The 13,678-nt window shown below is 41.3% G+C and carries 10 protein-coding genes and 4 pseudogenes; 1 reads left to right on the top strand and 13 read right to left on the bottom strand.

The features are described from left to right. From JCM21738_RS22715 to sigW, 12 genes and pseudogenes are all read right to left on the bottom strand, one after another. Positions 1 to 703 (bottom strand): Mu transposase C-terminal domain-containing protein (locus JCM21738_RS22715; protein WP_173401236.1); only part of this gene is annotated, 703 nt, incomplete at its 3' end. Positions 704 to 783: 80 nt separating this feature from the next. After that, on the bottom strand, positions 784 to 1,983 hold the full coding sequence (locus JCM21738_RS22710; protein ID WP_052019786.1) for a TnsB C-terminal domain-containing protein: 1,200 nt from the start codon (positions 1,981 to 1,983) through the stop codon (positions 784 to 786). Then, entirely contained in the window at positions 1,974 to 2,621 is a 648-nt protein-coding gene (locus tag JCM21738_RS18325) for a TnsA endonuclease C-terminal domain-containing protein (protein WP_243463077.1), read from the bottom strand. The genes JCM21738_RS22710 and JCM21738_RS18325 overlap by 10 nt, the downstream gene beginning before the upstream one ends. A 58-nt stretch (positions 2,622 to 2,679) precedes the next feature. Continuing rightward, positions 2,680 to 2,823 (bottom strand): hypothetical protein, encoded by a 144-nt coding sequence (locus tag JCM21738_RS26210; RefSeq protein WP_243463076.1) that lies wholly within the window; start codon positions 2,821 to 2,823, stop codon positions 2,680 to 2,682. 1,562 nt (positions 2,824 to 4,385) lie between these two features. After that, positions 4,386 to 6,188, bottom strand: coding sequence for a glutamine--fructose-6-phosphate transaminase (isomerizing) (gene glmS, locus JCM21738_RS18320; RefSeq protein ID WP_023626378.1), 1,803 nt, complete (start codon positions 6,186 to 6,188; stop codon positions 4,386 to 4,388). 677 nt (positions 6,189 to 6,865) lie between these two features. Continuing rightward, positions 6,866 to 8,214 (bottom strand): annotated as a pseudogene (glmM, locus tag JCM21738_RS18315) (phosphoglucosamine mutase). Between the two features lie 37 nt (positions 8,215 to 8,251). Further along, positions 8,252 to 8,863, bottom strand: coding sequence for a CdaR family protein (locus JCM21738_RS26205; protein WP_243463075.1), 612 nt, complete (start codon positions 8,861 to 8,863; stop codon positions 8,252 to 8,254). Positions 8,864 to 8,872: 9 nt separating this feature from the next. Then, positions 8,873 to 8,953 (bottom strand): annotated as a pseudogene (locus tag JCM21738_RS26200) (hypothetical protein); the annotation flags it as partial. A gap of 47 nt (positions 8,954 to 9,000) precedes the next feature. Then, a complete protein-coding gene (locus tag JCM21738_RS26195; protein WP_243463074.1) occupies positions 9,001 to 9,483 on the bottom strand; it encodes a CdaR family protein in 483 nt (160 codons plus the stop codon). After that, positions 9,476 to 10,301 (bottom strand): annotated as a pseudogene (cdaA, locus tag JCM21738_RS18305) (diadenylate cyclase CdaA). Before cdaA ends, JCM21738_RS26195 begins: the two are co-directional and overlap by 8 nt. 459 nt (positions 10,302 to 10,760) lie before the next feature. Next, complete coding sequence (locus tag JCM21738_RS18300; RefSeq protein ID WP_023626383.1) at positions 10,761 to 11,399, bottom strand: anti-sigma factor family protein; 639 nt, start codon at positions 11,397 to 11,399, stop codon at positions 10,761 to 10,763. Positions 11,400 to 11,415: 16 nt separating this feature from the next. Next, positions 11,416 to 11,979: an RNA polymerase sigma factor SigW gene (gene sigW / locus JCM21738_RS18295; protein ID WP_023626384.1), complete on the bottom strand. Its 564-nt coding sequence runs from the start codon at positions 11,977 to 11,979 to the stop codon at positions 11,416 to 11,418. A 209-nt stretch (positions 11,980 to 12,188) separates the two neighbouring features. Between sigW and JCM21738_RS18290 the strand changes: the two genes are divergently transcribed. Continuing rightward, the gene (locus JCM21738_RS18290; protein WP_023626385.1) at positions 12,189 to 12,395 is read left to right on the top strand and encodes an aspartyl-phosphate phosphatase Spo0E family protein; all 207 of its coding nucleotides are present in this window, start codon (positions 12,189 to 12,191) and stop codon (positions 12,393 to 12,395) included. A gap of 83 nt (positions 12,396 to 12,478) precedes the next feature. Here the strand turns inward: JCM21738_RS18290 and rocF are convergent. Next, positions 12,479 to 13,401: pseudogene (gene rocF / locus JCM21738_RS18285) on the bottom strand (arginase). Positions 13,402 to 13,678 lie beyond the last annotated feature (277 nt).

Genomic DNA, 13,678 nt, shown 5'->3' with positions numbered 1-13,678 from the left:
GGACATTATCCCGAATGCTACCTATTCTGCTCCTTTTACTAATTACATCCGTTTGTTTTTGAGATGTTTCCATTTTAGCCTGTTTAACAATCTCTTCGATTTCAGTGTTTAAATCAACTTTTGACTGTATTGTTTTCTCCTTGTGTTGCTTCTCTGTTTGTTTCTCGTATTCTAGTAAATAATTAATTTCTTCAACTACCTTTCCTTTATACCGTTGTTGATGTTCCAACAAAATACATTTATCAAATCCTAAACCGTCTTCACCTCGTAAGTATAAATAATCCATATTTCTCGGATCATAACTTATTTCGATTTTCCAAGTTCCTCTGTTCCGTGCTTTTTCAAACCATCTTTCCCTTAATGACTGTTTTGACCCATATAGCAATCCTTTAAATGCAATTCCCTTTGCAGTTACTGTAGCCTTACCAGTAGGCATGAGATTGAGTTTGACAATATCCTCTGAAACGTGACGTAACTTTCCTGATTTGTTGTTTATCCCCCATTCCCAGAGTTGTATTGGAATAGGCGCTATTCCATCCTCTACCACCATTTCTTCACGTTGGTAGTTTGTAAGAAAATGTTGATTATTATGGTATAAAGCACATTTAATAATCACTTGAGTAAATTGGTAAATATCCAATTGTGCTTCTAATCGGTAATCACGATCCCCACGTTCTTTAACAGGCTTTACTGCCCCCGGCAAAAAAGCCTTCGTTCTTGAATTGGTCACTCTAAAATGTTGTTCAATTATTCCTTTTAAATCAGCCCTGTAAGAGGGTGTATTTAAATTTTTATTCCAAAGTTATTAATTAGGGGCTCAACTTTACTTCCCTCTAATTCCCCTCGGTCAGCCAAAATCGATTCTGGAAGATGTGCAACTGGCCACTCATGTTTTTCAATCTCAATTCCGAAGTCCCGACAAAAACTAACTTTATCAGAAGCAGCATTAGCCAAAGCCATCATTGCACCCGCCCAAGATGGACCTTCTAATCCAATATAAAGACCTACTATCATTCTGCTATAAACATCCATTACGGAATAAATTACGGGTCGTCCAATTATCCAGTCACGATTAAATCTTGATAACAAGTACAAATCGCCTACTGTTGCATCAATCTGATAAACTGCACCGGGGCCTAATGCTTCTGTTGTTGACTCCCCAATAATCGCTCTATGGTTTTGGTCATAGTTTTTTCGACCTTTTCTTTTGCTGATTTCTTTTTTGATATCTCTCTCCTTTTCAAACCAATACCTAAACTGGTTTAGTGATGGTAAATCTCCGTAGGATTTTATTACTGGTATTTCCACTTTTCCTTTTACTTTACTCTCTATACTAAAATACTCTTTTAACATTAGTTCGTAGGTAAGAGTAAGTGATTTTTCGGCAGAGGAGTAATAATGCTTGTTTATAGAAGACCTAAATATTTTTTTGATATTTTCATCAATGTTTATTCCTTCTCCTGTTACCTGTCCATGCTGTCTTGGTCTTCCTCTCTTTATCTCACTAGCCTTCTTATCCTTACCTTTACCTCCACACAGATAATAGTCAGGTAAAAGAGTGTTTTTTGTTTTACCACGTTGCCAATACTTCTTTAAATAGCGAATAACAGTGCTTTCGTGAATATTGTGGGCTTCACACTTTTTTAATATTAATTTTCTTCTTTCTGCTGAGTTGTAAACAAAAGGTTCCAAATTCACGATATCCCGTATGACTTTCCATGCATTGTCACGTAAGGACAAATGTTTTTCAGGAATATCACTTTCATTTATTAGCCGACTGTAAGGATCTTTTTCAACAAGAATTACGCTCCCCCTGTTAAGTCCTTCTTCTACTTCCGAAATACTCCTTTCAAATGGAAAAGTGGAGGAATGAATATTAAAAAAATACCCATAATCATGTGCTTTATTAAGCCATAATACCCTTTCTACTACTTTCTCGTTTTCCGACGCAGTAAAAGAAATAAGACTATTAACTACAAGCATTTTCTTTTTACCTCCTCATGCGTAATTCGTGGCTTTACTTCAATTATTGGATTGGAAAGATTTACGTCAATTTGTTTAGTCATATCTATCCCAATCTGTTTGGAAGCAATTAAAAACTTAAACACAAACAACGCTGTTCCTGAATCGTAATTAAACTCCTTGTCAAAGTCAGCAGTAATCTTTCTAATTGAATCTTTGGCATCTACTAATCTTTCTATTAAAGCGTTGCCTAAAAAAATGAGTTCATCCTGTGTAAAGCCTCTTTCTGAATATGAATATAAGCAGGAATGCACCCATTCAATATTTTTTGCAAACACACTAGAAATTTCTTTTTGAGTAACAATTCCCCAATCTATTCCCTTTTCTGTCCAATATCGGCGTTCAATCTCTAATCTTTCTAATGTCTTTTTCTTCTCAAGTTCTGCAGCCATTTTTATACTTCTTGCTAAATGCAAATTAACTCCATCTGCTCTATTTATCGTTATTAGGAAATTAGTGCTTAGTGTATATGGATATCCACTTTCTTTATCTGTAAATAGTTTGAAATTCAAATCTGATTTATGTTGAATAGTATCTTCAATGTCCAATAGGGGAAAATGTTCTCGAATGTCAACAACTGTCTCCTCCCACTCCAACATATAAAAGTAGCGAGCCTGCAAATCTGAAAATAAATGATGTACCTACCACTCTTCCACCCTAGTATTCGTGATACTCTCCCATAGAAGGGAAATCCTGAATAGTCAACCACGGGTTATATTCCTTACCTGCTCCCTGTCCCCGTCCTTCTTTAATAAACCGATTATATTTATTCTCATTCCAAGATTGATTACGTTTAGTCATACTTCACTTCCTCTACTGCAATAGGATCTAGTACCCTTGTGAATTTTTAGTAACTCGATTCTAACGGGCCGGTTAGGCACATTCAATATCTTCAGTAATCTTTTTTATGAGTTTAAGAAAACATTATTCTCATTCTTCTCCTAACTAAAATTTTTACTGTAAATAGATTTTTGTAACTATGTTAAATGAGAATAAAGTTTGTTGAAATTGGTTATTGGGTAAACCCCTTGATACATCTGACTTCACTGGCATTTTCCCAATTAGTCTTTGAGAATAAAGTTTGCTCAAGGATTTGCTCACTTTCTGCGTAAATGAACACAGAAAATTAATATGATGAGAATAAAGTTTGCTTAGTGATATAGGGGCGAACAACAAATGAATTGAGTGACCAAAACTAAAAAAGGCACCTTACGGTGCCTCCTGAACCATATCCAATTCAAGCCTTCGGATGGAGTATCTATGCAATTGTATTGTTTATATTTGCTCCAATTGACGATATTAGGGGAATAATGTATTGGGCTATTTGTTAAGAGAAGATAACCATTTATTGGAGTAGAGTATATGCTGAGAATGGTGGGGTCTTACCGTACGTGGGGATGTGGTACACCTGATTTACACAAAGGATAGGTCTGGTATAAGTATTGCAGATATGATATTCGGACCTTGCCAATAATAGGAGTATCGAAGATACGTTTCCAATTCGATAGTCTAATCTCTTATACATGGACCTTACGGTTTCTCCTATACCACCGTCATTCCCATACTTACCTCGTGACCGAAACATAATTATTTATTTTTATTTTTATTTTATTTCTTTATGGGCGAGTGCTAAAGTCTGGAGCGGATCACACGTTTCGGGACGTGCGCTTCCATTGAAAGATGAAGCACACTACTATACCTTACGGCTTCCCCTGTACCATCGCCATTCCCATACTTACCTCGTGACCGATACCTAATTATTTATATATATTTATTTTTAGGGGGCGAGAACTCTGCTTGGGGCTTATTACACGTTGCCGGACGGGGGTTTACCTTGATAGATGAAGCACACTCTTTTACCTTACGGTATCCCCTGTACCACCGCCATTCCCATACTTACCACGTATCCTATACCTATTTATTTATATATTTTTTACGGGCGAGGTCCTTGCTTGGGACTAGTACACGTTAATGGACGTGGGCTTCCCTTGAAAGATGAGCACTCTACTATACCTTACGGTTTCCCCTATACCACCGTCATTCCCATGCTTACCTCGTTACCTATACTTATTTATATAATTTTTTACGGGCGAGAACCTTGCTTGGGGCTTGTTACACGCTACTGGACGTGGGCTTCCCCTTTTGTTGTACTTGTAGAAATGGTCCAACCCGTAAGGGACACCTTGATCCTCACGAAAAACTTTTGGAATCCCAAAATAAACATAAAAAAAGCCCCGTGAGTATACCCATACACTGGATACACCCACAAGACTTTGTGCGAACTTTTTTCTTTTTAAGCAGACTATTTTAACATACTTCAAACTTTATTTTAGTTTAACAACCCTTCTCGATTTTAAAGTATTTTATTCAACCGTAACAGACTTAGCCAGGTTACGTGGCTTATCGACGTCACAGTCGCGGTGCAATGCTGCGTAGTAAGAAATCAATTGCATTGGTATTACTGAGATAAGAGGTGTTAATAGACCGTGCACTTCTGGAATGACGAAGCGGTCTTCATCTGTTTCCAGTCCACTCATGGAAATGATGCACGGGTTCGCTCCGCGGGCAACGACTTCTTTGACGTTTCCACGGATGCTCAGGTTAACGAATTCTTGTGTTGCAAGGGCAATGACTGGTGTGCCTTCTTCGATCAAAGCGATTGTTCCGTGCTTCAATTCTCCGCCTGCGAAGCCTTCAGCCTGGATGTACGAAATTTCCTTTAGCTTCAACGCGCCTTCAAGTCCTACGTAGAAGTCGATTCCGCGTCCGATGAAGAATGCGTTTCTTGTGACAGTCAGGTATTCGCGAGCGATGCTTTCGAATTCTTCTTTGTCATCGCAAAGAGCCTCCATAGCTGTCGCCACGATTCCTAATTCCTGAACAAGGTCGAAGTCTACTTCGTGGCCAATTCCGCGAGCTGTTACTTCAGCTAAAATCGCCAGGACAGCAAGCTGTGCTGTGTAAGCTTTTGTTGAAGCAACCGCGATTTCCGGACCAGCATGAAGAAGAAGAGTGTAATCTGCTTCACGGGAAAGCGTTGAACCAGGTACGTTCGTAATCGTCAATGCCTTATAGCCCATTTCCTTCACCTGAACAAGAACCTGACGGCTGTCAGCAGTTTCTCCGCTCTGTGAAATGAAGATGAACAATGGCTTTTCAGAAAGAAGAGGCATGTTGTAGCCGAACTCACTTGAGATATGAACTTCAACAGGAATCTTCGCCAATTTTTCAATGAACTGCTTGCCAACAAGGCCGGCATGGTAGGAAGTACCCGCAGCGACGATGTAGATACGGTCTGCATCCTTCATTGCAGCAACGATGTCAGAGTCGATTTCAAGCGCGCCTTCGGCATTCTGGTAGTTCTGGATGATTTTACGCATCACAAGCGGCTGCTCGTCGATTTCCTTGAGCATGTAGTGTGGGTATGTTCCCTTTTCAATGTCCCTTGCATCAAGCTCTGCTGTGTAAGGAGCGCGTAAAATAACTTCTCCTTCAAGGTTCTTGATTGTCACTTCGTCCTTATTGACAATCACCATTTCCTTGTCCATCAGTTCAACATATTGATTTGTTACCTGGATCATTGCCATTGCATCACTGGCAACAACATTGAAGCCATCGCCAAGGCCGACAAGAAGCGGGCTCTTGTTTTTCGCCACAAAAATAGTGTCTTCATTTTGCTCATCTATTAGGGCAAGTGCATATGAACCATGCAAAAGTGTCAGTGTCTTCCGAAACGCTTCTTCTAAGCTTAGACCTTCTTTTACGAACAGTTCAATTAACTGAACGATAATTTCAGTGTCTGTTTCACTTTTCAATTCGACATTCTGCAAATACTCGCGCTTCAATAGATCATAATTCTCGATAACGCCATTGTGGACAAGAGTCAATCTGCCAGTTGAGCTCTGGTGAGGGTGAGCGTTCACCTTGCTTGGAGGACCGTGAGTAGCCCAGCGAGTATGGCCGATACCAGCGTTCGCCATTACATCGTTGTCCACTTCGTTGCGAAGGTCCGCAATGCGTCCTTTTTCCTTAAAAACGTGAACTCCCTTTTCATTCATGACAGCGATTCCCGCAGAATCATAGCCTCTGTATTCAAGCTTTTCAAGACCTTTTAATAAAATCTCTTTCGAGTCATTATTTCCAATATATCCAACGATTCCACACATAACTTCTTTTCCTCCTGTAGGACAGGGGGCAAGAAGCCTCTTATAATAGGGGCAGCTTGCCCCCTTATCTCATATAATCGGTTTGAGGTCAGACTTTATTATCTAATCCTCGCTAGTTTTAGCATCCCCATCTCTTTGTGCATTAAGTTGCCTTAATGTTTTAAAGATGGAATTCGCGGCTGTGCTTTCAGCCGGGAGGCATCCGCCGAAACTTCGATAAACCTCCACCTCGTCAACTAATCCATATAAACGGTCAAGAATTAGTCCTGGCGCTTTCGTTTTCCCTTGATGAACCTCTGCCCACCTTTCGATAAAATCGTTCTTTAAAGGCTTTTTGAAAATAAACAGCCTTATTTACAAAAACAGGATTATCATACATGATACTCATGCATGCGTCAATAGAAAACAAAGGAAAACAGCCTTCCCTTACAAATACCCTTTACCGGCCGGCTAAAAACTCCCTTCTCAAGAAAAGTGCAAGCGCCTTGGTCAGCCCTGACAAGCGCTGGAGGGCCGACCAGTGAAGTCGCTCTTTGACTTCATTGGGCGGATCGAAGCGACTCGAAGGGCTAGGCGCTGGAGCTGGACACTTCTCTAAGTAAAAAAATAAACTTTCTCTATAAATAAATATGCATAAGGCTCTTTTATGTGCCGAAGCCCTATGCATATGACTGATCTTATTCTTTTAATCCCATTTCTTCTTCAACTACAACAGCAATTCGTCTTACATATTCTTCGCAAAGCTCTGCTGTCGCCGCTTCTGCCATGACACGGACCAATGGCTCTGTACCGGAAGGACGAACAAGGATACGGCCGTTGCCGTTCATTTCCGCTTCAACCTGTTCGATCACTGCTTTTACATTCTCGTTATCTGTTACATGGTGCTTATCAGTTACGCGGATATTCACGAGTACCTGAGGGTATTTCTTCATTTCCCCAGCCAGTTCAGAAAGCGGCTTGTTCGTTGCTTTCATGATATTGGCAAGCTGAAGGCCAGTTAGCAAGCCGTCACCTGTTGTATTGTAGTCAAGGAAGATGATATGGCCTGATTGCTCTCCGCCGAGGCTGTAACCATTCTTCTTCATTTCTTCAACTACATAACGGTCGCCAACAGCAGTCTGAACACTTTGGACTCCGTGTTCTTCTAACCCTTTGTAAAAACCAAGGTTGCTCATTACCGTAGAAACAACGGTTCCCTGCTTCAGCTGACCTCTTTCCTTCAAGAACTTTCCGCAAATATACATAATTTGGTCGCCATCAACGATGTTCCCCTTTTCATCAATCGCAATCAAGCGGTCGCCATCACCGTCAAAAGCAAGCCCAAGATCTGCACCCTTTTCTTTAACGAACGCTGCAAGTGCTTCAGGATGAGTCGATCCAACTCCATCATTGATATTCAGCCGTTTGGCGATGCTCCCATCGTTGAAGTATCGGCATCAAGGTCAGCAAATAAATGCGTAGCCAATGAGGATGTTGCGCCATGTGCGCAGTCAAGCGCAATATGCAGCCCGGTGAATTCTTCATCAACCGATTGCTTAAGATATTGAAGGTACTTTTGGCCACCTTCAAAATAATCATTCACCTGTCCAAGGTTAGCGCCTACGGGACGTGGAAGCTCATCTGCTTCCATATCCATCAATTGCTCGATTTCATTCTCTTGATCATCAGATAGCTTATATCCATCCGGGCCAAAGAATTTGATGCCATTATCCGCAACTGGATTGTGAGATGCAGAAATCATCACTCCTGCCTGCGCGCCAAGAGCCTTCGTCAAATACGCTACCCCTGGAGTAGAGATGACACCGAGCCTCATAACTTCCGCTCCGATTGATAATAGACCGGCAACCAGCGCTCCTTCAAGCATATGTCCGGAAATACGAGTGTCCCTTCCAATTAAAACTTTAGGGCGATCATGTTCCTTTGTAAGGACATAGCCACCAAAGCGGCCAAGCTTGAAAGCTAATTCTGGCGTTAATTCGCTGTTCGCAACACCACGTACTCCGTCTGTACCGAAATATTTATCCATTCTTAAAATCTCTCCTTGTATGGAAAATTGCAGTCAATTACGCATCTTTTTTCGCAACCGATATACTGGCTTTTGGTTTAGCCAACTTCCACGTTATATTTTGAGGTGCTGTCACCTTCATGTCGACTTCATGATTTCCTTCATCCAGTTCCGACACATCGATCAGGATCTTAAAATCATCGGATGACAGGGCTGAAACAATATCACTCGGCCCGGAAACGGTCAAATTAGCCTGACCGTTTGCAGGATCAAGGAAATTGACTTCATAGCCATCATCCATCCCATCGATTTCTATGGGAACGTTTGAAATACTTTTCTCGGAAGCCTTTGTGACTTTCACGGCCACTTTTACCGTTTCAGGCGATACCTTGACAATTCCTTCACCGATGATGACTGGGAGGGTTATCTCCGTATCCTCGTCAATCTTGCTGACATCCACTTCTACCCTGACATTATCAAAATCCTCGAGTACGCTTGGGTCAGCGACAATCTCAGCTTCCTTCGTTTCCAACGTTATTGAATCGATTGTTACTCCACTTGCAGGAATACCTTTTCGGACAATATTAATCGGTACCTTCTTAGTTGAGCTTTTAACCGGGATTGTTACCTCGACAACCTGAGGTTCCACAACGACATTAAGCTTGTTCATATCCTTATCCAGAGCAAGTACACTTGCTTCTCGTGTGATTGTTTCTGATATTTTCCCTGATGAATTGACAGTTGCTTTCACAAAGGTGATTTTATCAACTACATCTTTGGCACCTGTAATTTGGACTTTATTAGGCTTTACCGCCGGCTTCTCGCTATATAGCCTTCCTCAACTATATTACTGCTGAACTCAGCCTCCACCCTGAATTCCTTCGTTACCTTCTCCTGGATGGAAACATTCGCATAACCAGGTTCGATGGTAACGGTCAGGCGATCCGAGACATCTTTAATCGTAATCGGGACTCGCTGATTTCCGAGTTCAGCATCTGTCAAATCTACGAACACTTCGAAATTCCGTAGTGTCTTAGCCTGCTGAACAAGGTTTTTCGGACCTTGCAGTGTGACAGAAACAGTCTCGGGAACACCGGATACTACCAGAGTATCGGTATCATAAATCCTTTTCACTGGTACTTCTTCAACCGTCTCCACCTTTTCATCTGATGGCACATTCACATCACCAGGCTTATCTGGATCGTTTTTAGGTACAGACCCAAAAAGCAGGACGGCTAGAACCAAGGCAACCACTTTTATGAACCAGGGATTATCCATCCATTTATCCATTTTTCTTCCCCCTCCAATTCCAGCGGGTAGAAGCGGCCTGCTTGATTCTAGATGGTGAAATCAGTTCGGCTGTGAGCAGTTCCCTTAGCGTTTCCCCACTCAAGTCACGGTAAAGTTCACCATTCCGGGTAACCGATACATTCCCTGTCTCCTCAGAAACAACAATCGTGATACTGTCGGTTACTTCACTGATTCCTAGTGCGGCTCTATGCCTTGTACCCAGCTCCTTCGAAATGAACGGACTTTCCGACAGCGGCAAATAACATGCAGCCGCTGCTACGATGTTTTTTTGTATGACAACAGCTCCATCATGAAGCGGTGTATTCGGTATAAAAAGATTAATCAACAGTTCAGAGGAGATTCTGGATTGAAGCTGTATGCCTGTTTCTATGTAATCACTCATTCCTGTTTCTCTTTCAATTGAGATCAATGCTCCGATCCGGCGCTTCGCCATATAATCGGTTGCCTTGGTAATGGCCTCCACCATCTTCTCTTCATCTTCCTCTTCCTGCAGCCCTGATCTGGCAAAGAGCCGCCCCCTGCCGAGCTGTTCGAGTGCCCGGCGCAACTCGCTGGAAGATGATGATAATGGCCAAGAATCCCCAGGTTAGTACTTGTTCCATCATCCAGCTAAGAGTGTTCAATCCGAAGTAATCACTGACAAACTTTACGATCAGGATGACAAAGATCCCTTTTAAAAGCTGGACAGCCTTTGTCCCTCGAATTATCGCAATCAGCTTATAAATGACGAACCAAACCAGGAGAATGTCAACAATATTAGCTAGATATTCTAAAAATTCGAAATCTGCAAACGACATTGCACTTCCTCCAGTAGTTTAGTAAGACTGTCTCAGAAAAGTCGCTAACCTTCCTGAAAGTTCAATCAGCCTTGTAGGTAAAGCCCTTTTCGTAAAAATGATGAAAACAGCCTTTTGTAAGACTCTTTTCTCAAACTTTCTCAAACTTTGTTGCTATTGAATACAACGTTGGATTGAATTACCTATATTACTTCGTAAAGTTGACGCTTCTTATGAGAAAAGAGCATGCAAACTTAATACAGACCTGCAAAATAGGTATAAATCGGTTTTAGGATTTTAACAACAATCTTTACGAGAACAGCCTTTGTATAAAAAAGCTGAAGATGATCAATGCACTTCTGCCTATAAACAAAGGTAACTTTTTTATTATAACATAAGCGTTGTTCAAATTAATAATGAAGTCTACTGCAGTCTCCTGCCAATTAATCCTTTTTAATGGACTCTAAAAAACAGCCATTCCTACTGGAATGACTGTTCCTTTTCGTCGTTCTCAAAAAGATCTGCTGTACTTTTGGCGGTCTTTTTTATATGATACCAGATCCACTCGAATACTTCATTTACCTCTGTTATCTCTCCGGTGACATTGCCCGCTGCAGCCATGTATTTCTCGCCATTAATTACCGTAACATTCCCCTGTACTTCACCTTCAATTTTCACCTTGCCGTTCCTTACAACGACATCACCCTTAACAACTTCCCCTTCAGGGACGATTACTGTATCATTTTCGACGATCAGATTAGGCTGCTTCGATACGGAAAATTGATGTTCTTCGTTCCAAGTTGAAAAGATGCTGCCGGTCATTAACGCCAAGAAAAGCGAGGCAGCTGTCAAAAGCGGATGACTCCTGAACCAACGCTGGATTTCCGTCTTTTTCTTTTCCTTTGGCAGGCCTGCCATTACTTTTGAAGTAAAATCATCTGGTGCCTGAATGTGAGATGTGCTCTGCACAAGAGCGATTGCTTTATTCAGCTCCCTGAAGTATTCCTGGCAATCTGAACAGCTTTGCAGATGCTCTCTTAAAATCTTTTCATGCTCTTCGGAGATTTCTTCATCTAGGTATTCATGCATATATTCAATAATTTGTTCGGAACATTTCATATTCTTTCACCTCACCTTATACGTGTCGCAACTGTTGCCTTAAGGCTTCTCTTCCTCGATGGATCCTCGTCTTCACTGTGCCAAGCGGCAAATCCAGTATTTCACTGATCTCATTCAGGCTGAGTTCTTCAATATACTTTAATACGATGACCGATCTGTATTTATCGGGGAGTTTTGAAATTTCTTTTTGAATCGTATCGTGCAATTCGATACTTTCAACTTCATCCTCTGGCAAAGGAGTTTCAGATGGGACCTGGGAGTACATGGTTAGTCCATCTGTTCCAGGCACTTCCGCATCCAGAAAGTAATCTGGTTTCTTTTTGCGGATCCGGTCAATACATAGGTTTGTTGCAATTCTATACAGCCATGTTGAAAACTTCAAGTTTTGATTGAAGCTGTTGATATTGATATATGCACGGATAAAAGCCTCCTGTGCAATATCTTCTGCCTCGTGCCGATTCCCGAGCATACGGTAGCAAAGCTGGAATACCTTGTCCTTGTATACCTCAACAATCTCTCCATAGGCATTCTGGTCTCCCTTGATTACCTGTTTTATTCTGTGTTTTACGATTGTCTCCATTATCTTACCTCCGCGCTCCATGCGGCTAATCGATATACGAATCGATTCCGTAAAAGGTTTCGTTTTTTTATATAAACTTTATTTATGTATGTAATTGACAAATCATCTATTAACTGACTTATTCTTGCAAAAAAAGTCTAAAAAACACGATAAGTTAATATTAACAAATCATTACCAGTTTGGTTTAAAAAGTTTTTTCAGGGGTATACATGGACTATATTTCAGTGAAAGCGAGGAAACAATCAATGTGTGCAGAAACGTTGTTGAAGGATATTGAAAATTGCCGGAAAGAGATGGTTGAATTAGCCGCAAAAACCTCGCTGTCAAATCAACGGGTTGTAGATATCAGCACTAAACTCGACCATTTGCTAAATAAATATTACCACTTATCTTCAAAAAATACATTTCTATATTAATAATAAGAGAGCAGCGGCCAGATATGGCCGCTGCTCTCTTATTATTTCTCATAATATGAGTCTTTTCCAAAACTACTGGCGCATTACAAAAGTTTCTCTCCAAATAAAGAGCCCATCAGCGCCACTGCCGCGACAGCTGTCTTGTTCTTTTCATCAAGGATTGGATTCACTTCGACGAATTCAGCTGATGTGATGATTTTTGCCTCGGCCAACATTTCCATAGCCAGGTGGCTCTCACGGTAACTGATACCTCCGGATACCGGCGTACCGACACCAGGAGCATCTGTTGGATCAAGCCCATCCAAATCCAGTGATAGATGGACGCCATCTGTCTTTTCTTTAAGGTAATTGACTGTTTCCTCTATTACTGTAGCCATCCCCAGCCGATCAATTTCATGCATCGTGAACACCTTGATACCAAGCTCCTTGATTAAATCCTTCTCACCTTCATCCAAAGCACGTGCCCCAATGATGACAATGTTTTCTGGTTTAACCTTCGGTGCATACCCTCCTAGCTGAGTCAACAGTTCATGTCCCAACCCCAGGCTGACAGCTAGCGGCATTCCGTGGATATTCCCTGATGGTGAAGTATCTGCAGTATTCAAGTCAGCATGTGCGTCATACCAGATGACACCCAGATTTTTATAATGCTTGGATACACCCGTCAATGACCCAATCGCAATGCTATGATCGCCCCCTAAAACTAGCGGGAATGATTCAGATTCAATAATCCTGTCTACTTCATCAGCAAGCAAGCTATTTTTTTCAGCAACTAACTCCAGATTGCGGAGATTGCTATTAGGATCAATTTTTACCTCTGGCCGGCAACTGCTATATCTCCCAAATCCTCTACCTCATCAAATAACACTCTTAATCTTTCATTTATTCCAGCATAACGGATCGCACTGGGGCCCATGTCGACTCCCCTTCTCATCTGACCCAAATCCATAGGCATGCCAATAATCGAAAGTTTCTTCAATAATATCTCCCCCTTGTTTTCTCTCATCTACAACCTATTTTAAACGCTTTCATTCGAATGACTCAACTGGACAATTTCATGAATATATATACAGTTTGGAATTAAGTGAATATACCGACTGGATTAACGAGTTCATGACATCAAATTGGGGGATTATGAACATCTTAGGTGAAGAGTTGCGGCAGATCCCGCACATCGAACTGCACTTTCTTGACAACTTTGAGCTCCTCAACCTGAAACGTGTTACAATAACTGCTTTTTCTTGACAGCTTTGGGCTCCACAGCCTGAAACCTGTCATAATAC

The sequence above is a fragment of the Mesobacillus boroniphilus JCM 21738 genome (assembly GCF_000517385.1).
Classification (GTDB): Bacteria; Bacillota; Bacilli; order Bacillales; family Cytobacillaceae; genus Mesobacillus; species Mesobacillus boroniphilus.
This window is presented reverse-complemented; position numbering and strand designations above follow the sequence as displayed.